The following is an 18,617-nucleotide window of genomic DNA, read 5'->3' on the forward strand; positions in this document are numbered from 1 at the left end:
AAAGGAGTCGTTAGTTCTGATCATGTCCACATGCATATTGAATATGCTCCGAAATTAAATGTAAGCACCATCTTAAAGAAGTTAAAAGGTAGAACTTCCAGAAAACTTCAACAAGAATTTCCCAAACTGAAGGAGCGGTATTGGGGACAACATTTTTGGGCAAGTGGTTATGGAGTTTGGAGTACAGGAAATATCACTGATGGGATGGTTAATGAATATTTGGAACATCATCGTCGAGATACGAATGATAATTCCAATTTCATATTGGAATAGCTTGGGGACTTTCAGTCCCTAGTAAAAAAACCTCTGCACTTGGAGTGCAGAGTGGTTTAGTCCTTTTTTTATTCCGGCGAAAGCCGAAATAAATGCTACGAAACAAATTATAAAAACCAATAAAACTATAACCCATAGCGTTCCCGCATGTGTGGAAGTAAGGTGGCTAATGCCGCCTTCAATTTGCGTGGTCCCCAAACCAATTGCCGCAACCAGCCCAAAAACGGTAGTAAGAATAGTAAGTAAATTTACTCCCTCGGGTAGATATTTTATTCTTTTAAGCTGAGGTAGACTGGTTCCTAAAAGAATATCAGATTTTCTAACAAATAGGGAGTATGCGATAAGTAATGCGAATATTCCATAGAATGCCCATGCGGTGAAACCCCATTGGTAAAAGGTATATTCCAGGGCAATTACTTCAGAAGTCGAGCTAGTTTCTATAGGCGGATTTAAAAACATAAAAACCGGTTCCTGAACGGCTCTCAATAGAATCCCTGAACCCATTCCGGCACTGTAAAGCATAGCAATCCATGAAAGTCGGTTAAATTCTGGTGGAGAATTCCCCAACTTTATCTTTCCAAATCTTGAAAAAGCGATATAAATGAGAAACAAAACGCATAATAAACCAAGCCATAGGTAAAATCCTCCAAAGAGTTCGCGTACCCAAATAGAGCCAATTTCTATAAGCTCATAGAAAAAATCGGTAAAGAAAAAGATAAAGAGCGCGAGAAAAAATAGGATGCCTGATGCAAGATAAAGCAATGGATTTTTAGAAAATGCCCGGAAAATTTGCGTCAAAATTCGCTGCTATTCAGTTTATATTAACCTCTTCAATAAGTGGTTTTCAAATTTAAAGAATTCAGAGGGAATTAAGCTATTTGCTTCTTTGATACACCTTTGGCAATTTTATTCAGCATTCCTTCAAAAATAAAGTAGTGAAAGGGATACATGGCATACCAGTACAGGCGTCCCCAAATACCTTTTGGCCTAAACGTAGCAGTTTGATGTAGCACATTTTCTTTGTCTATACAGAATTCTAACCAGGCCTCGCCTGGAACTTTCATTTCAGCAAAAAGCAAGAGTCTTTTTTCTTCTTTATCGGCTAAAAGTACACGCCAGAAATCTAAAGAATCTCCAGAAGCTATTTTGTTGGGGTGTGTTCTGCCTCGTCGCAATCCTACACCGCCAAAAAACTTATCTATATATCCCCGAAATTTCCATAACCAGTTACCATAATACCAACCGGTTAAACCGCCAATAGCCCAGATACGTTCCAGGACTTCATCAGGATTTTCTACTTTGGCCGATTGCTTATCCAGAAGGCATCCGTATTTTGGAACCTGTATATATTTGTTCAATTCTTTATTAAAACGGCCGCTGCTTAGAGAATCTTTCCAGCTGGAAATTACCTGGTTTTGCTCAATTTTATAAAAAGCAAGTTCTATAGCTTCGGTATAAGCAATAGGTTCAATATTTAGAATGTCCTGTAGACGAGTGTCGTTGGTAATTACTTCTACACTCATACTATCTACGAGATTTTGGGCAAGTTTGTATGAAGTTGAGGTTACAAAATAAAGCCAGTAGGAGGAAAGCTTTGGGGACATTACCGGTACGCTAAGGATCCAAAGTTTTAGATTTCTAACTTCGGCATATTTCAACATCATTTCCTTGTATGTGAGTACATCTGGACCACCAACATCAAAAGATTGGTTATAACATTCTTCTTTCCCAATTACTCCGGTGAGAAATTTAATAATATCACGAATAGAAATAGGCTGGCATTTTGTGTCAACCCATTTTGGTGTCACCATTACCGGTAATTTCTCACAGAGATCTCTTATAATTTCAAAGGAAGAACTCCCAGAGCCTACAATTATTGCCGCTCTTAAAACGGTGAGTTTAAAACTACCATTATAAAGAATTTCCTCAACTTTTTTTCTGGATTTAAGGTGCTTAGAAAGTTCCTCTGTGTTAATTATACCGCTTAAGTAAATAACCTGCTTCACCGAAGTGCCGCTCATTACCTTGTTGAAATTTCTGGCCGCTTCTGCTTCCTGGCTATCAAAATCTTTGGTAGATCCACTCATAGAATGAATTAGGTAGTAAGCAACATCGATATTTTTTATTTTTTCAGGCGCTTCTTCATCTTTAAGGAAATCAAGTTCTACGACCTCTATTCTTTTCAGTAGCTCTTCATTAGAAGTAAATCGGTTTTTGTTTCGAACCGCACAAATTACCTCGTGACCTTGTTCCAAAAGTTCAGGGAGCAATCGCATTCCAATATAACCATTGGCACCTGTAAGAAGAATTCTCATAGAAAAATTTTAAGCTTAAAATACCAATTAAATTAGTACTTTTCACCTGGATTAGTAAAACTTTATAAAATGAATAACGTACTTAAAATAGTGCTTCTGGTAATTGGGGTTGGAATGATTGGGTATGGAGTATATAGACTAATAACACCCGAATTTGCTATTGATGCCGGCCCATTGCAAATTGAAGCTCACGGTGATAATACGCAATCTTACGCGATGATTGGCTTTGGTGTATTGGCTCTTATAGGTGGACTGGCCTTTGGGAAACGTTAACTCTATTTGAAAACATTACTCAAGACGATTACCACAGAAGAGCTGATATATTCAATTCCGATGGCTATTACAATAAAACCAATAATTCGGGAAATAGCATTAATTCCTGAAGCCCCTAGCATTTTTACGATATAGTGCGCACTTTTTAAAACAAGGAAAGTAGCTATACACACACCAAGAATAGCTAGAATTGTAGTGATCTTTTCCGAAATTACTGTATAATCTTCATACATTCCAATGAGCATTGATATTGATCCCGGCCCTGCTAACATTGGTATAGCCAGCGGTGTTAGGGACACACTGTCTCTTTGAAAAACATCATTTTTTACCCTTTCTTTTTCCATGCCCTTGTGCTTAGAAAAAGAACCTGTAAGTAAAGCGAATCCTGAAGTTATGATTATTAGTCCGCCTGCAATTCTTAGCGATTCAATACTGATTCCGAAGAATTGTAGAATAAATCTTCCTGTAAAAAATGAAATCAATAGAATTACAAAAATATTTATTGCTGTTAATAAGGATGTTTTAGAACGTTCTAAAGCGGAATGTTCTTGTGTTAATCCCACAAAAATAGGCACTGTTCCCAAAGGGTTTATTACAGAAAATAGGGCTGCGAATACATAAACAAATAATTCCATTAATTTTTTTTGGCAAAATTGCATTAGAAGTGCCAATTAAAAATTATGTCTGGATTAATATTGTATTATTAAAATTAGATGAGCCGGGATGCAACGTGTAAAATTACAGTTAAAGATCCTGGATTTGGGTAGGTGCATTGTCTGCTTTATGATCTAAAATCTTTTTAAAATACTTATGTATAGCAGGAGTGTCTGCCTTTACCTTAATTTTAGAATGGTCTTTATAAATAGAATATTCTTCGGCTTTGCCTTTATAAAGATGAAGTTTGTAATACGGTATAACAAGCGCGTAAGTTTCCAGTAAAGACCTAAACATTACAATAATTCCGTTGGGCCTCATTTCTACATTGCAGGTATTGGCATTATTATCTAAAACCAGGAGATTGTGAATATCAATACTGGTATCGGTAATATGTAGTTTTGGTGAGCCTGTGCCATTTAATTTCATACGCGCCAGCAGCGTAAAAGGCTTGCCAACTTCCTTATCAATTTTCTCTTTGGTTTTATTTCGGTTATAAGAGATATTTAATAACATAGCTTTTTGTTTAAAGATAAGTAAATTACTTCGGGACATGCTCATGAAGCATTAAGAAAAAATAATTTACAATTTCGAGATAAGTCTCGGTGCATTTAATCTCGATTATCGAGTAAATTATAGGCAAAAGCCTATTTTCTGTTATCTTTGCAGCGCTTAAAACAATAAATAGAAGTAAGAAATGGAACTCCAAAGTACCCTCATTGCCCACGTAAAAGATGCTGTTAAAAAGATTTATGATGTTGAAATTGAAAATTTAGAATTTCAGCCTACACGTAAGGATTTTGAAGGCGATATTACTTTGGTGACATTTCCTATGCTAAAGACCTTAAAAACCAATCCTGTGAAATTGGGGGAGGAAATTGGAAATTATCTAGCCGAAAACGTATCTGAGGTTTCTGGATTTAATGTGGTTAAAGGCTTTTTGAACATTGTGCTAAGCGATGCCTATTTTCTGGATTTTTTCAATGAAATTAAAGATAGAAAAGATTTTGGGATACTCCCTGCAGCTGAAGATGCTAAAGGGATTATGGTGGAATATTCATCACCAAATACCAATAAACCTTTGCATTTAGGGCATATTAGAAATATTCTTTTAGGATTTTCTGTGGCTGAAATTTTAAGCGCTGCTGGAAATAAATCTTATAAAACCCAGATTGTTAACGATCGTGGAATCCATATTTGTAAATCTATGTTGGCCTGGGAACGTTTCGGAAATGGCGAAACCCCAAAATCTACGGGCTTAAAAGGAGATAAACTGGTTGGGAATTATTATGTGAAGTTTGACCAGGAATATAAAAAGGAGTTGCGTAAAGTTGCAGAAAATGAGTTGAAAGCCAGAATAGAAAAGGCCAATTTAAAAAATCAATGGGAAAACCTTTCTTCAGTAGATGAGCCTTTTCTCAAAATTGTAGAATCAGAATATGAAAAGGTTCTTAGAAGATATATTTATGAAAAAACTGACTTAGATACTGAGATAATTGATAAAAAGGTTTTTTATCGTTCAGATTTTATTCTAGACAAAAATAATAAGCAAGATCAAGCGATTCTTTTATTTAAAGGAAAATTTATAGCATTTTTAAACAGAAATACCTTTTTAAGTGTAGGTAATATTGAATCAGAAGAAGATGAATTAATTGCCCATTATTTGAAAAACGGGATTAACTCTATTTTAATAAAAATTGAGGGTAAACCGGAAATTATTAATAATATTAAAATTCTTCAAGATGCCAAGCAAATGTTGCTAAAATGGGAGGCTGGTGATCCTGAAGTGGTTGCGCTTTGGGAGAAAATGAATCAATGGGTTTATGATGGTTTTGAGAAAACCTACGATGCTTTAGGAGTAGATTTTGATAAAAATTATTATGAAAGTGAGACCTATTTGTTAGGGAAAGATGTAGTTAACCAGGGGCTTGAGAAAGGGATTTTTTATAAAAAAGAAGATGGTAGTGTTTGGATAGACCTAACCGATGAAGGTTTGGATGAAAAAATCGTTTTAAGAAGCGATGGCACCGCTGTTTATATGACACAGGATATTGGTACTGCTATTCAGCGTGTAAAAGATTTTGATATTAGCGGGATGGTTTATACCGTGGGTAACGAACAGGACTATCACTTTAAAGTTTTATTTTTAATTCTGAAAAAACTCGGATTTGATTGGGCAGATTACCTATATCATTTAAGCTATGGAATGGTAGATTTACCAAGCGGAAAAATGAAAAGTAGGGAAGGAACCGTTGTAGATGCCGATGATCTTATTGCTGAAATGACCGAAACTGCCCGAAATATTTCTGAAGAATTAGGGAAATTAGACGGTTATACCAATGTTGAAAAAGAAGAACTTTACCGAATTATAGGTTTAGGTGCTTTAAAATATTATATTTTAAAAGTAGATCCTAAAAAAAGAATTCTTTTTAATCCTGAAGAATCGGTAGATTTTCAAGGAAATACCGGTCCGTTTATTCAATATACTTATGCGAGAATTCAATCTATAATTAGGAAAGCCGATTTCGAATTTAAATCGGTTGAGGAAAGCTATAAGTTCCACGAAAAAGAACGTTCGTTAATCAAGCAGCTCCAGTTGTATCCGGAAACAATTCAGCTTGCGGCAGAAAATCATAGTCCGGCATTAATCGCTAATTACACTTATGATCTGGTAAAAGAATTCAATTCATTTTATCAAAATGTAACCATATTGGGAACCGAAGATGCTACCGAGAAAAGTTTAAGGGTGCAATTAGCGAACAGTGTAGGGAATGTTATTAAGTCTTCGTTTGGCTTATTAGGAATTCAAGTGCCAGAAAGAATGTAGAAAGCCCCCTAGGCCCCGAAGGGGGTATCAAAGCTAAGATTTTAATTTTAGATTTGAACAGAACGGGAAACAGATAGTCGACAACTGAGAACTGAAATAAAAAGTTTTCACTTCAGGCTCAAATCATTAAATTTGCAATTCGTTGAAAAACGATATAAAAACCTCGGGTTAGATACTGAAGGTTTAAATTGAAAAAAGTTTTCGAAATATCGGGGCAAGCCTCGGCAGAATTATACCCTTTATGGGAAATTAAACCATAGGAAAAATTATGTTTGATAGTTTAAGTGATAAGTTAGATAATGCCTTACACGTTTTAAAAGGCCACGGGCAAATTACCGAGGTAAACGTAGCCGAAACTTTAAAAGAAGTAAGACGTGCTTTGGTGGATGCCGATGTGAACTATAAAATTGCCAAAGACTTTACCAATACAGTAAAGGAGAAGGCATTAGGGCAGGATGTATTAACCGCTCTTAAGCCAGGCCAGATGATGGTGAAATTGGTTAAAGATGAGCTTACTCAATTAATGGGTGGCGAAGCAGAAGGTATCAACCTTTCTGGCGATCCTTCGGTAATTCTAATGTCTGGATTACAGGGTAGTGGTAAAACCACATTCTCTGGGAAATTGGCAAACTTCCTTAAAAATAAAAAGACTAAAAAACCACTTTTGGTAGCTTGTGATGTTTATCGTCCTGCGGCAATCAATCAGTTGCATGTAGTTGGAGAGCAAGTTGGTGTTGAGGTGTTTTCAGATGAAGGCAATCAGGATCCTGTGGCTATTTCTAAAGCTGCAATTGCTCACGCCAAGCAAAACGGCCATAATGTGGTAATTATAGATACCGCCGGTCGTTTAGCGGTAGATGAAGCGATGATGACCGAGATTTCTAATATCCATGAAGCAATCCAACCGCACGAGACTTTATTTGTGGTAGATTCTATGACGGGTCAGGATGCGGTGAATACAGCAAAGACCTTTAATGAAAGATTAAATTTTGACGGCGTAATTCTTACAAAATTAGATGGTGATACTCGTGGTGGTGCAGCCATCTCCATTAAATCTGTAGTTAATAAACCCATTAAATTTATTGGTACCGGTGAGAAAATGGACGCATTAGATGTGTTCTATCCAGACCGTATGGCCGATAGGATCTTGGGGATGGGAGATGTTGTTTCCCTTGTGGAACGTGCCCAGGAACAATATGATGAAGAAGAAGCAAGAAAACTTCAGAAGAAAATTGCTAAGAATCAGTTTGGTTTTGACGATTTCCTGAAGCAATTACAGCAAATCAAGAAAATGGGGTCTATGAAAGACCTTATGGGAATGATCCCGGGAGCCGGAAAGATGCTGAAAGATGTAGATATTGATGATGATGCCTTTAAAGGTATTGAAGCGATAATTCACTCGATGACTCCGGAGGAACGAAGCAACCCAAAAGTGATAAATTCAAGCAGAAAGAAGCGAATTAGTAAAGGTTCGGGAACATCGGTACAGGAGGTAAACCAATTGTTGAAACAGTTTAACCAGATGGGTAAAATGATGAAGATGATGCAAGGCGGCGGCGGCCAGAAGATGATGCAAATGATGAAGGGAATGAAGTAAGTAGGCAGTTTTTCAGTAGGCAGTTAGCAGTAAAATGAGTTTTAAGACCTTATACGCATATCAAAAAGCTTTTGACCTTGCTATGGAAGTTTTTAAACTTTCAAAGACTTTTCCTGTTGAAGAAAGATTTGCTTTAAGCAATCAAATTATTCGATCTTCAAGAAGTGTTTGTTCTGCCATCGCTGAGGCTTATCGAAAAAGAGAATACCCTAAATATTTCACGAATAAACTCACAGATGCTGATTCTGAGAATGCTGAAACTCAATTATGGCTCGATTTTGCAGAAGCCTGTGAATATTTGCCGGCAGAAAATAAGATAATTTTACAATCTCAAAGTGAAGAGGTTGGGAAATTAATAAATTATATGAAAAATAACCCTGGTAAATTTGGAGTCAAAATCTGACTGCTAACTGCCAACTAAAGTACTGCTAACTGAGATGATCATTTTAGACGGAAAAAAAACCAGCAACGATATTAAAGATGAGATTGCTGCTGAAGTTCAGAAAATTAAAGAAAGAGGTGAAAAGGTGCCTCATTTAGCTGCAATTATAGTCGGGAACGATGGTGCCAGCTTGACCTATGTAAATGCAAAAGTGAAGTCTTGCAAACGCGTTGGGTTTGAATCTTCTCTTTATAGATTACCAAATACGGTAAGTGAATTGGAACTGCTTGATAAGATCGAAGAGCTAAATCAGAATGACGATATAGACGGATTTATTGTTCAGCTTCCTTTACCGCCGCAAATTGACACTCAAAAGGTGTTAAATGCCGTAGATCCAGATAAAGATGTAGATGGTTTTCACCCTACAAATTTTGGAAAAATGGCTTTGGACATGACGTCTTTTATACCAGCTACACCATTTGGGATTTTAGAATTACTGGAGCGTTATGATATTCCTACTAAAGGAAAGCACACCGTGGTAATTGGTAGAAGTTACATTGTAGGTAGGCCAATGAGTATTTTGATGGGTAGAAGTGGTTTCCCTGGAAACTCAACCGTAACCTTAACTCATGAATTTACTAAAAATATTACACAAATCACTTCCCAGGCAGATATCATCATTATCGCCGTTGGAATTCCAGATTTTTTAAAGGCAGAAATGATTAAGGATGATGCCGTTATTATTGATGTTGGAATTACCAGGGTGCCAAATGATGATACGGAAAAAGGTTATGTACTTAAGGGAGATGTGGATTTTGATAATGTAAGCAAGCGTGCTTCATATATTACGCCTGTACCGGGCGGGGTAGGGCCAATGACGGTTTCTATGTTGCTTAAAAATACATTGTTGGCCACAGAGCGCCATAAAAAGAGAGCAAAGGAAAGAAGTAAAGCTGATAAATAGCCTTCTGGAGTTTAGCTTAAAAAAAATCCTATCAACCTAATTACTTTTAGGAATTGATAGGATTTTTTTATGTTTCTAATTTAGAAATATAATAAGCTTAATTTTCTTCAAGTTTCCAATCTAGATATTTATGAAGATCGGTTTCAATAAACCTTAGAGTTACGGTTAAAATGGCAAAATCATCTACATAACCAAGTCCCGGGATAAAGTCTGGCATTAAATCTAAGGGATTTAAAACATATAAAAGCGCAAAAACTATTGAGGCAATGGTAAACCAGGGTACACTATGGTAAACGCCCTTTCTATAGTCTTGAAGCATCCCAAACATTAATTTTCCAAGTTCGGTGTACTTTCTAAGTGTGCTGGCATTTACAATTTTATCCTCTATCTTTTCCTGATTTTTTGCCGCAATTTCTACATCTCCATCTTTTACTTTCGCAACACCTTTTTTTAGATATTCCTCATCAATCTCTTGCTTCTTTTTACTGAACATATTCATAATTCTTCATTTTGTTGATTATTAATTATTTTAAAGTCGGTCGTGGGCATTTCCGTATTCCTTCTTATAAATTTTTAGAATTAATAAAAACAAGGAAATGAGCAAAGGCCCAAAAATTAATCCAATAAAACCAAAAAGCTGTACGCCTACAATAACACCAAATAGAGTGATAAGGGGGTGTACAGCGGCCAGTCGGTCTAAAATATAAAGCCTAATTAAATTATCTGTAGAGCCAACAACCACGAATCCATAGATCAGCATTGCAATAGCCTGCCAATTATCGCCCTGGGCTATTAAAAGTATGACCACAGGAATAATTCCAATAGCTGTACCTATAAATGGGATCATAGATCCTATAGCGGTAATTACAAACCAAAAGAAAGGATCTGGCACACCTAAAATTAAATAACCAATAAGCGCTATAATTCCCTGAAAAATTGCTACCAATGGTATTCCCAGTGCATTAGATCTTACTAATTGATCGCTTTCCTTACCTATTATTTGCAGATTTTCATTTCCTAATGGGATATAAGAAATAAGGGAAGTTTTCATAGAATCCCGTCTTACAAGCATGTAATAAAGCATAAAGTACATAATCCCAATTGCGATAAATGCATTGAAAGTGCCGCCTGCCAAACTCTGTAGATTTCCGGACATCCAGTTGGTAACAGAGGCTGTATCTATAGAATCACTTAAGCTATAGCCAATATAAGTTTCAGCTTCCGCAAGTTGATCTTTTACTGCCCTAATCACCCTTTCTGAATTAGCTACCGCTTTACTGATTTTTGAAGAAAGCATAATCACAATTAATGAGATAGGAACCAGGATGCCCACAAAGGAACCGGCCATTAAAAGCGCTGCAGCTACTGGTGGTTTCCAGCCTCGGGTAATCAATTTCTTCATCCAGTTCCGTAAAAGAACGTATAGGGTTATTGCTCCTAAAACCCCTGTGAGGTAAGGTATAATTTCTTTAAAAATTAAAACCGTTAAAAATAGGATGAGCATTAGTACGAAAATTTGCCGTACTAAAGCCGGTTTTAATCTATTCATATTTTTATAGTTGGTTGGTTATTTTGCAAATAGTTGTTCTTTATTTTTAAAGGCTTTGAATTCTAGAGCATTTCCGCAAGGGTCTTTAAAGAACATGGTAGCCTGTTCGCCAACCTGCCCTTTAAAACGAATATAAGCCTCAATTTCAAATTCAATATTTTTTGACCTTAGTAAATTAGAAAATTCCTGAAATACATCCCATTCCAGGACTACGCCAAAATGTGGTATCGGTACATCTTTGCCATCTACGGGATTACTATGTGCTTTTTCGGTTTCTTCTACTGGTTTATAATGAATAACCAGTTGATGACCGAAAAAATTAAAATCTACCCAGTCATCACTGCTACGGCCTTCGCCGCAACCGAGGATTTCTTTATAAAACTTTCTGGCTTTTTGTAAATCTGAAACCGGTATGGCTAGATGAAATGGCTGTACCTTCATAAATTGTCACTTTTTGACGTAAATTAATACACAATTAAAGTTAACAAGTAATCCTAACATGCCGGCAAGCCATTGCGCTAATAATGTGTTAAGATTTATTTTTTCGGGATCCCGTAGCTTTTTCTCGAATTTTATTTAATGCTGAAGCTTCTGCTGTTTTGCTGGATTCATCTACCATGCCATTGATTGTGGCAAGCTCTTCTTTAGTAAGGTCGCGGTATGTTCCTACAGGTACATCCAGGCTTACATTCATAATCCTAATACGTTTAAGCGCGGTAACTTCATAACCTAAAAATTCGCACATTCTACGGATTTGTCTATTTAATCCCTGGGTGAGTACAATTCTAAAATCATTTCTTCCCAATTTTTCTACTTCACATTTTTTGGTAGTGGTGCCTAAGATAGGAATGCCATTCCCCATTCTTCTAATAAAATCTGGAGTAATTGGTTTATTTACCGAGACGATATACTCCTTTTCATGATTATTTTTTGCGCGTAGTATTTTATTAACAATATCACCATCGTTAGTGAGAAAAATAAGTCCCTCACTAGGCTTGTCTAATCGGCCAATAGGAAAAATTCTTTTGGGATATTTTATAAAATCAATGATGTTATCTTTTTCAACGCGAGTATCTGTAGTGCAAACAATACCTATAGGTTTGTTGAAAGCCAGGTAAACATTAGGCTCTTTTTTCTCTGCTTCTGATACCGCTTTGCCGTCAACCTTTACTAAATCACCGGGCGCAATTTTGGTTCCCATTTCGGGTACGGTTCCATTAATGGTTACCCGGCCCTGGTCTATGAGTTTATCGGCAGCACGGCGTGAGCAGTAACCTATTTCACTTAAGTATTTATTTATTCGGGTAAGCTTTTGTTCAGACATAAAAAAGATTGTGTTACAAAGATACAAGAATTCGCTGCGAAACTAATTTTTTAAAAAATAATCAAGGTACAGGCAACCTTTTGTAACTTTCATGCGTCTATGTAAATAGAAGGCCTTTTTAATAAATAAATCGGGTGAAAGTAATTCAACTTTTTAAAAGCGAAACTCAACTAATAAAGCGTGCGGCTAAAAAAGACCGTAAGGCGCAGCGCGAATTGTATGAGTTGCATTCAGGGAAAATGCTTAGCGTTTGCCGGCAGTATATTAAAGATATACACCACGCCGAAGAAGTGATGCTAACCGGTTTCCTAAAAGTTTTTACACACCTTAAAGATTTTGAATCTAAAGGAAGTTTTGAAGGCTGGATACGTAAAATTATGGTCAGGGAATCAATTTCTTTTCTTCGGTCGCAAAAGAAAATTGTTTTTAGTGATGAAGAAATCGCAGATCCTGGTTTTTCGGCTGAAATGAATACGGAGCTTAATGTTGCGCATATTCAAAACCTCATAGACAATTTGCCGGAAGGCTATAGGATGGTTTTTGTTATGTATGCGGTAGAAGGATATAAACACGCCGAAATTGCGAAAATGCTGAAGGTTACCGAAGGGACTTCAAAATCGCAATTATCTAAGGCGAGAAAAATGTTGCAGGAACAGTTAAAAACACAAAATACATCGGATTATGGAATCGAATCAAGAATATAGAAAAAAGTCCGGGAAATCTAAGTCACAAAATACTTCTGAAAATAAGGGTAAGTCTAAAGAAATTAAACCCACTGTTGGGAATGAATTCGAAAAAGAGGCAAAGAAAAAACTGGAACAAAGGCAAATTAAGCCTTCAGCCGGAAGTTGGGAAAAGTTAGACGCAAAACTAAGTGCTGAAGAAAATAAAACTTCCCGGAAACCCTGGAAATATATTGCAGCAGCAGTTGCCATTTTACTAGTCGCAGGAACTTTTCTTTGGAACCCAAATACTTCGGAAACTCCTCAAATTGTAGAGGAACCGGTAAATGAGATTTTTGAGGAACCAGAAGGCAATGAGCCTGGAAATAATGTGCAAATCGCTTCGGAAGAAAAGGTAGGGGGAGAAAAAAAACCAGCTGAAAAGGAGATAAGAAATAAAGTAGCCAGTAAGTCTAAACCTTCAATATTAGCAGAAAAAGCTCCTGAAGTACCGGTTTTGGAAGAAGTTAAAATTGAAGAAGCAGTTGCGCTGGAAACAATTAGCCTGGAACCACCGGTTTCCGAAGAAAAATTAATTCAGTCCAAACTGGAAGAAGTAATTGCGGCAGCCGCTAAGAATGATGAAATTTCTGAGGATGAGGTTGATGTTTTATTGGCTGAAGCGGCATCAGAATTAAGTAGAGAAAGAAATTCACAGTTATATACTTCGGGCAGCGAGATTAATGCAAATGCACTTTTAGCCGAAGTAGAAGACGAAATTTACCAATCATTTAAAGCCAAAGTTTTCGAGGTTCTTAAGGAGGGTTACCTCAAAGCAAAAACGGCGGTTGCCAACAGAAATTATTAATAATCATCAAAAACCCCACAAACGGGTCATTCATCAAACTTTAAAATCAATTATCATGAAAACCATTATTTTTTATATCACACTTTCGTTGTTTAGTGTAGGATTACAGGAAGTTAGTGCACAGGAAATTGCTTTAAAAGAAGTTGAGCTTTCTTCAGAAGAAAAGGCGAAAGAATTTTTTGAAAAGGAAAAAGCAGCAATTGTTGCTAAGGAAAAAGAAAAGCTCAAATACCAGATAGAGCGTATAAATGGAGAGCTGGAAAGAGGTGAAATCACGAAAGAAGAGGCGGAAAAAGAAAAAAAAGAATTGGCTGAAAAGCACGCCAAAAATATTGAAAATAAAATTGCCATTTTGGAAAACGAAATGGAATTACGCGATAGGAATGCCGATTCTTCAGGAAATTATATCGCGATTGGCGGTAAAGGAAAAGTCCTGGATATTAATATAAATACCAAGAAAAAATATGATAAGCGTACAACAAGCGATCTAGTAATTGCCGCCGGTTTCAATAACGCCTTAGAAAAAGGGCAGTCTTTGAATAATTCAGATTTTAAACTGGCAGGAAGCCGTTTCTTTGAAATTGGTTGGGCGTGGAAAACACGGGTTTTTAAAGAAACAAACTGGCTTCGAGTTCGTTACGGACTTTCATTTCAATTCAACGGTTTAAAGCCTACCGATAATCGCATTTTTGTAGAAGATGGAAATGAAACCTATCTCCAGGAATTTGCGATAGATCTGGATAAATCTAAATTTAGAATGGATAACCTGGTTGTTCCTGTTCATTTTGAAATTGGCCCGTCTAAGAAAACAGAAACTGAAAGCCGTTTACATTTTTCAACCTATAAAATGCTAAAAATTGGATTTGGTGGTTATGCCGGTTTCAATATTGGGGAACGTCAAAAATTAAAATATAAGGATGATGGGGATAAAGTGAAGGAGAAGCTTAAAAATAATTATAATACCAACGATTTAGTTTACGGATTAAGTGCCTACCTGGGCTGGGGTGGCGCCACGCTCTACGGGAAATATGATCTAAATCCAATATTTCAGGATCCAAATAGAGAATTACACAACTTTTCTTTAGGACTTAGGTTTGATGTCGATTAAATGAAACATCATATTTTAAAGCCATTGGCGTCTAAAATATGGTTGGTTGAATTATCCCGCTGAAGAGCGGGATCAAATCTAATTTTACTTAATAAAACATTAGAATTAGCCGCTTTTTATTTAGTAATTTTGCTCGCCTAGCAAAGAGGTGGTCTGAAAAGTGTTTAAAATCGTCATCCTGAATTTATTTCAGGATCTAAAATATTGATAATTATATCATGTTAGAAGCTGAAACAAGTTTGACGGAACTAGACTTTTCAGACTTCCTCATTAAATGCTTAAACCACAAAGAATTTGATCTCAAAATCTACCATAGACAATGTATTTGAAACCGCTCGCGTAGAGGAGGTTATTGGGGATTTTGTTCAGCTTAAAAAATCGGGGTCAAACTTTAAAGGTTTGAGTCCGTTTAGTGATGAACGTACGCCTAGTTTTATGGTTTCTCCTGTAAAACAAATTTGGAAAGATTTCTCGAGTGGAAAAGGAGGGAATGTAGTAGCCTTTTTAATGGAGCACGAACATTTTACCTATCCTGAAGCCATAAAATACCTTGCCAAAAAATACGGAATTGAGATCGAAGAAACCCAGCAAAGCGACGAGCAAAAACAGCAAGCCGACGAGCGGGAAAGTATGTACCTGGTTTCAGAATTTGCCAATAAGCATTTTCAGAAAAACCTGCATAAAACCGATTTAGGGAAAGCTATTGGGTTAAGCTATTTTAAGGAACGAGGCTTTACCTTAGAAACCATCAAAAAGTTTGAGCTAGGTTATTCTTTAGACGAATGGGACGATTTCACTAAAGAAGCCCTTGCTGAAGCTTACAAACTGGAATACCTGGAAAAAACAGGACTCACCATAGTAAAAGGCGAAAAGCAGTTTGATCGCTTTAAGGGAAGAGTGATGTTTCCCATTCATTCTATGTCTGGTAGGGTTTTGGGATTTGGCGGAAGAATTCTTACTAACGAAAAAAAGGCCGCAAAATACCTGAATTCCCCTGAAAGTGATATTTACCATAAGAGTAAGGTTTTATACGGGATAAATTTTGCGAAACAGGCAATCGCCAAAGAAGATAATTGTTTTCTGGTTGAAGGTTATACCGATGTGATTCAGTTTCACCAAAGCGGGATTGAAAATGTGGTATCCTCCTCAGGTACTGCCTTAACACCAGAGCAAATTAGGTTAATTAATAGGCTAACTAAAAATATTACCGTTCTGTTTGATGGTGATGCCGCCGGAATAAGAGCTTCGCTTCGCGGAATAGATTTAATCCTGGAACAGGGTATGAATGTTAGGGTATGTACTTTTCCGGAAGGAGAAGATCCTGATAGTTTTGCAAGAAATAATTCAGACGAAGCTTTGGCTGAATATTTAAAAGAAAATGCCCAGGATTTTATTAGCTACAAAGCTTCTTTACTTATGGAAGAAGCTAAAAAAGACCCGGTTAAAAAGGCAGAATTAATTCGTGATATTGTAAACAGTATTTCAAAGATTCCAGATACAATTCAGCAGGAAGTTTATTTACAGGAATGTTCCAGAATAATGGATATTTCTGAAAATGTGCTGTTTTCCAGTCTAGCACAATTAAATGCAAAAAGTGGAAGAACTTCCCCGCAGCAACAACAGCAGAAAAAGTCTTTTGATGTGGTTAAAGAAGAACCGCAACCTAAAACTGCTAAAGTAGACGAACAATACGAGCTGGAGAAAAAAATTATAAGTCTTTTGCTGCAATATGGTACTGTAGAGGAAGAATTTGAGGATCTTGTGCTTAAAGAAAAAGAGGATGGGGAATTTGGCCTGGAAAAAGAAGTGCAAAAAACCAGGGTTTTTGAAAAGATATTTTTAGATCTTCAGGAAGATGAAATTGCTTTTGCGAATCCTAAATTCAGGGATATTTATACCGAATTAATGGCTCGTTTAAATAGTGAAGAGAAATTTGAAGTAAAGAATTTCATCAACGATATTAATCCAGATCAGGCTTCAGAGATCACTTCAATTTTAATGGAAGAAGAGCAATACAAATTGCACGAATGGGATAGACAAAACATTTTTGTAAAAGCAAAAACCGAAACAATTTCGCGGCACGTTAGTGAAACCATTCTTTCTTTGCGTAGGTTTTTAATAAATCAAAAAATTAATGAGCTTTCGGAAAAAGTAAAAACTCCTGATGAAGGGCAGGAAACCCAGTATGTATTGGAAGATGTAAAAGATTATTTGACGCTAAAGAAAGTACTTTCAGAAAAACTGAATCGGGTTATGTAGTGCTTATTTGTAATAAGCGAGAACGGGTAATTAGATCAGCAACATTATCTACCTGTAGTTTTTTAAGCAATCTTGTTTTGTAAGTACTTACCGTTTTTTCGTTTATGGAAAGGGCTTCTGCAATATCTTTATTTCGCTTACCTGCAGAAATGAGGTTTAAAACTTCAGACTCTCTTGTAGAAAGTTTTTTAAATTTTGCGATTAAATTTCTTCCGGGAGATATTCCTGCATTTAGCTTCTCTGTAATTTTTTTGTTAAGGTAAATTCCACCTCGTGCTACCTGGTAAATAGCTTTTTCAAGTTCTTCAGGTTTTGCCATTTTAGAAATATAGCCAGCTGCCCCGGCCTTGATAGCGCTTAGCGCATAAACTTCTTCTGGATGCCCGGTGCAAACCAGGATTTTTGTTTTGGTATAGTCGGTTTTTATGGTGCGAAGTGCATTTATTCCATTTATTTCAGGAAGATCTATTTCTATAATCAAGACATCGGGTTGGCGTTCACTTAAAAAACCATATAATTCCATTCCGCTATGTACACTACCCACAACTTCCAGAGCCGGATTATTTTTCAGAATATGGCGAATACCCTGATGCACCACAGGGTGATGATCTGCAATTAATACTGTATTCATAATTTTTAGTTTGCTTGAAAAATACGCCAGGGTAGGGCAAGCGCATTTATACTACTAAATTTAACAGAATTAATCTTTCATTCCGTTTTCTGAATACTTTATTCGATAAAAAGATTATTTTTTAAGATTAACGGGTATTTTGCAAACCGGTATCGGATTCATTTTGTGGGAGTTAGATCTATTTCGACTTTTGTAAATATTGAAAACTTCTTGTTTTCTTCCTTCAAAGTCTTCAGCAGTTTTACCTTTTTCTGTTTCTTTCATGGCCCATTCCAACTCTGGATAAGATGCGCCAATTTGATCCTCGTCACTACGGCTATCGCCATAAAGTCCGTCTGTTGGTACGGCTTCTATAATTTCATTGGTTATTCCAAGAAATTTGGCGATTTCATAGACTTCGGTTTTCATAAGGTCGGCAATTGGACTTAAGTCTACGCCGCCATCTCCATACTTAGTATAAAATCCCACGCCAAAATCTTCTACTTTATTCCCGGTGCCGGCTACAAGGTAACTATGCAAACCGGCAAAATAATATAGCGTAGACATTCTTAATCTCGCCCTTGTATTTGCTAAAGTAAGATCTAAAGCCTCAGAAGATTCAACGTTTGGAATTACCTTTTTAAAATTATCGAAGACCGGGCTTAAGTTAACTTCCAGGTTGCTCACGTTTGCATAATGTGTTTTTAGCCAGCTAATATGTTGTTGCGCCCTGGTTACCTGATCTGTTTGCTGGTGAATTGGCATCTCAAGACAAAGTGTACGCAAACCTGTTTTAGCACAAAGTGTAGAAGTAACTGCAGAGTCAATTCCGCCACTAATGCCAAGCACAAAACCGTTCATTCCTGCATTTGTAGCGTAATCTTTTAACCAGTTAACTATATGGTCTACCACTTTTTCAGTTTGCATAATTTTGGGTGATTAAGTTTGTAAA

Annotated in this window: 20 protein-coding genes; 10 read left to right on the plus strand and 10 right to left on the minus strand. The window is 36.5% G+C overall.

Features of this window, described 5'->3' with window-relative positions:
• A partial coding sequence (gene tnpA, locus B5X51_RS08520; RefSeq protein WP_139374855.1) for an IS200/IS605 family transposase occupies positions 1-273 on the plus strand: 273 nt, incomplete at its 5' end.
• An 18-nt stretch (positions 274-291) separates the two neighbouring features.
• Here the strand turns inward: tnpA and B5X51_RS08525 are convergent.
• The gene (locus B5X51_RS08525) at positions 292-1,071 is read right to left on the minus strand and encodes a BCCT family transporter (protein ID WP_245828725.1); all 780 of its coding nucleotides are present in this window, start codon (positions 1,069-1,071) and stop codon (positions 292-294) included.
• A 71-nt stretch (positions 1,072-1,142) separates the two neighbouring features.
• Positions 1,143-2,588 (minus strand): SDR family oxidoreductase, encoded by a 1,446-nt coding sequence (locus tag B5X51_RS08530; protein WP_079720766.1) that lies wholly within the window; start codon positions 2,586-2,588, stop codon positions 1,143-1,145.
• 69 nt (positions 2,589-2,657) lie between these two features.
• Between B5X51_RS08530 and B5X51_RS08535 the strand changes: the two genes are divergently transcribed.
• Complete coding sequence (locus tag B5X51_RS08535) at positions 2,658-2,861, plus strand: hypothetical protein (RefSeq protein WP_079720767.1); 204 nt, start codon at positions 2,658-2,660, stop codon at positions 2,859-2,861.
• A 2-nt stretch (positions 2,862-2,863) separates the two neighbouring features.
• Here the strand turns inward: B5X51_RS08535 and B5X51_RS08540 are convergent, their stop codons facing one another.
• Together B5X51_RS08540 and B5X51_RS08545 are read right to left on the minus strand one after the other, a co-directional pair.
• On the minus strand, positions 2,864-3,496 hold the full coding sequence (locus tag B5X51_RS08540; protein WP_079720768.1) for a MarC family protein: 633 nt from the start codon (positions 3,494-3,496) through the stop codon (positions 2,864-2,866).
• Positions 3,497-3,605: 109 nt separating this feature from the next.
• Positions 3,606-4,031 carry a hypothetical protein gene (locus tag B5X51_RS08545; RefSeq protein WP_079720769.1) on the minus strand — a complete coding sequence of 142 codons (426 nt, stop codon included), beginning with the start codon at positions 4,029-4,031 and terminating at the stop codon, positions 3,606-3,608.
• 181 nt (positions 4,032-4,212) lie between these two features.
• Here B5X51_RS08545 and argS point away from each other — a divergent pair, with 181 nt between their 5' ends.
• From argS to B5X51_RS08565, 4 genes are all read left to right on the plus strand, one after another.
• The gene (argS, locus tag B5X51_RS08550) at positions 4,213-6,342 is read left to right on the plus strand and encodes an arginine--tRNA ligase (protein WP_079720770.1); all 2,130 of its coding nucleotides are present in this window, start codon (positions 4,213-4,215) and stop codon (positions 6,340-6,342) included.
• Between the two features lie 268 nt (positions 6,343-6,610).
• Positions 6,611-7,939 carry a signal recognition particle protein gene (ffh, locus tag B5X51_RS08555; protein WP_079720771.1) on the plus strand — a complete coding sequence of 443 codons (1,329 nt, stop codon included), beginning with the start codon at positions 6,611-6,613 and terminating at the stop codon, positions 7,937-7,939.
• A gap of 34 nt (positions 7,940-7,973) precedes the next feature.
• Positions 7,974-8,342: a four helix bundle protein gene (locus B5X51_RS08560; RefSeq protein WP_079720772.1), complete on the plus strand. Its 369-nt coding sequence runs from the start codon at positions 7,974-7,976 to the stop codon at positions 8,340-8,342.
• 34 nt (positions 8,343-8,376) lie between these two features.
• Positions 8,377-9,285, plus strand: coding sequence for a bifunctional 5,10-methylenetetrahydrofolate dehydrogenase/5,10-methenyltetrahydrofolate cyclohydrolase (locus tag B5X51_RS08565; RefSeq protein ID WP_079720773.1), 909 nt, complete (start codon positions 8,377-8,379; stop codon positions 9,283-9,285).
• Positions 9,286-9,382: 97 nt separating this feature from the next.
• On the opposite strand, the gene B5X51_RS08570 is transcribed toward B5X51_RS08565, so the two are convergent.
• The 4 genes from B5X51_RS08570 to rluF form a co-directional block, all read right to left on the minus strand.
• Positions 9,383-9,784: a YkvA family protein gene (locus tag B5X51_RS08570; protein WP_317042107.1), complete on the minus strand. Its 402-nt coding sequence runs from the start codon at positions 9,782-9,784 to the stop codon at positions 9,383-9,385.
• 30 nt (positions 9,785-9,814) lie between these two features.
• Positions 9,815-10,834: an AI-2E family transporter gene (locus tag B5X51_RS08575; RefSeq protein ID WP_079720774.1), complete on the minus strand. Its 1,020-nt coding sequence runs from the start codon at positions 10,832-10,834 to the stop codon at positions 9,815-9,817.
• An 18-nt stretch (positions 10,835-10,852) separates the two neighbouring features.
• Positions 10,853-11,275, minus strand: coding sequence for a VOC family protein (locus B5X51_RS08580; protein WP_079720775.1), 423 nt, complete (start codon positions 11,273-11,275; stop codon positions 10,853-10,855).
• Between the two features lie 88 nt (positions 11,276-11,363).
• Positions 11,364-12,158 (minus strand): 23S rRNA pseudouridine(2604) synthase RluF, encoded by a 795-nt coding sequence (gene rluF / locus B5X51_RS08585; protein ID WP_079720776.1) that lies wholly within the window; start codon positions 12,156-12,158, stop codon positions 11,364-11,366.
• Between the two features lie 134 nt (positions 12,159-12,292).
• On the opposite strand from rluF, the gene B5X51_RS08590 reads away from it, so the two are divergent.
• The 4 genes from B5X51_RS08590 (at position 12,293) to dnaG (ending at position 17,055) form a co-directional block, all read left to right on the plus strand.
• A complete protein-coding gene (locus B5X51_RS08590; RefSeq protein WP_079720777.1) occupies positions 12,293-12,862 on the plus strand; it encodes an RNA polymerase sigma factor in 570 nt (189 codons plus the stop codon).
• Positions 12,840-13,688 (plus strand): hypothetical protein, encoded by an 849-nt coding sequence (locus B5X51_RS08595; protein ID WP_079720778.1) that lies wholly within the window; start codon positions 12,840-12,842, stop codon positions 13,686-13,688. The genes B5X51_RS08590 and B5X51_RS08595 overlap by 23 nt, the downstream gene beginning before the upstream one ends.
• Before the next feature lie 55 nt (positions 13,689-13,743).
• Positions 13,744-14,796: a YbaB/EbfC family nucleoid-associated protein gene (locus B5X51_RS08600; RefSeq protein WP_079720779.1), complete on the plus strand. Its 1,053-nt coding sequence runs from the start codon at positions 13,744-13,746 to the stop codon at positions 14,794-14,796.
• Between the two features lie 294 nt (positions 14,797-15,090).
• A complete protein-coding gene (dnaG, locus tag B5X51_RS08605; RefSeq protein WP_079720780.1) occupies positions 15,091-17,055 on the plus strand; it encodes a DNA primase in 1,965 nt (654 codons plus the stop codon).
• Here the strand turns inward: dnaG and B5X51_RS08610 are convergent.
• Together B5X51_RS08610 and nadE are read right to left on the minus strand one after the other, a co-directional pair.
• Positions 17,048-17,686 (minus strand): response regulator, encoded by a 639-nt coding sequence (locus B5X51_RS08610; protein WP_079720781.1) that lies wholly within the window; start codon positions 17,684-17,686, stop codon positions 17,048-17,050. The two genes, dnaG and B5X51_RS08610, sit on opposite strands and share 8 nt — an antisense overlap.
• A gap of 114 nt (positions 17,687-17,800) precedes the next feature.
• A complete protein-coding gene (gene nadE, locus B5X51_RS08615; protein WP_079720782.1) occupies positions 17,801-18,592 on the minus strand; it encodes an NAD(+) synthase in 792 nt (263 codons plus the stop codon).
• Between the last annotated feature and the right edge of the window lie 25 nt (positions 18,593-18,617).

It is taken from the genome of Salegentibacter holothuriorum, assembly GCF_900168045.1.
GTDB classification, from domain to species: Bacteria; Bacteroidota; Bacteroidia; order Flavobacteriales; family Flavobacteriaceae; genus Salegentibacter; species Salegentibacter holothuriorum.

What these genes read in the sequence shown, in the direction of transcription:
- B5X51_RS08530 (WP_079720766.1), bottom strand. Translation starts at nt 2,588, where the DNA reads ATGAGAATTCTTCTTACAGGTGCCAATGGTTATATTGGAATGCGATTG.
- B5X51_RS08535 (WP_079720767.1), top strand. Translation starts at nt 2,658, where the DNA reads ATGAATAACGTACTTAAAATAGTGCTTCTGGTAATTGGGGTTGGAATG.
- B5X51_RS08540 (WP_079720768.1), bottom strand. Translation starts at nt 3,496, where the DNA reads ATGGAATTATTTGTTTATGTATTCGCAGCCCTATTTTCTGTAATAAAC.
- B5X51_RS08545 (WP_079720769.1), bottom strand. Translation starts at nt 4,031, where the DNA reads ATGTTATTAAATATCTCTTATAACCGAAATAAAACCAAAGAGAAAATT.
- argS (WP_079720770.1), top strand. Translation starts at nt 4,213, where the DNA reads ATGGAACTCCAAAGTACCCTCATTGCCCACGTAAAAGATGCTGTTAAA.
- ffh (WP_079720771.1), top strand. Translation starts at nt 6,611, where the DNA reads ATGTTTGATAGTTTAAGTGATAAGTTAGATAATGCCTTACACGTTTTA.
- B5X51_RS08560 (WP_079720772.1), top strand. Translation starts at nt 7,974, where the DNA reads ATGAGTTTTAAGACCTTATACGCATATCAAAAAGCTTTTGACCTTGCT.
- B5X51_RS08565 (WP_079720773.1), top strand. Translation starts at nt 8,377, where the DNA reads ATGATCATTTTAGACGGAAAAAAAACCAGCAACGATATTAAAGATGAG.
- B5X51_RS08570 (WP_317042107.1), bottom strand. Translation starts at nt 9,784, where the DNA reads ATGAATATGTTCAGTAAAAAGAAGCAAGAGATTGATGAGGAATATCTA.
- B5X51_RS08575 (WP_079720774.1), bottom strand. Translation starts at nt 10,834, where the DNA reads ATGAATAGATTAAAACCGGCTTTAGTACGGCAAATTTTCGTACTAATG.
- B5X51_RS08580 (WP_079720775.1), bottom strand. Translation starts at nt 11,275, where the DNA reads ATGAAGGTACAGCCATTTCATCTAGCCATACCGGTTTCAGATTTACAA.
- rluF (WP_079720776.1), bottom strand. Translation starts at nt 12,158, where the DNA reads ATGTCTGAACAAAAGCTTACCCGAATAAATAAATACTTAAGTGAAATA.
- B5X51_RS08595 (WP_079720778.1), top strand. Translation starts at nt 12,840, where the DNA reads ATGGAATCGAATCAAGAATATAGAAAAAAGTCCGGGAAATCTAAGTCA.
- B5X51_RS08600 (WP_079720779.1), top strand. Translation starts at nt 13,744, where the DNA reads ATGAAAACCATTATTTTTTATATCACACTTTCGTTGTTTAGTGTAGGA.
- B5X51_RS08610 (WP_079720781.1), bottom strand. Translation starts at nt 17,686, where the DNA reads ATGAATACAGTATTAATTGCAGATCATCACCCTGTGGTGCATCAGGGT.
- nadE (WP_079720782.1), bottom strand. Translation starts at nt 18,592, where the DNA reads ATGCAAACTGAAAAAGTGGTAGACCATATAGTTAACTGGTTAAAAGAT.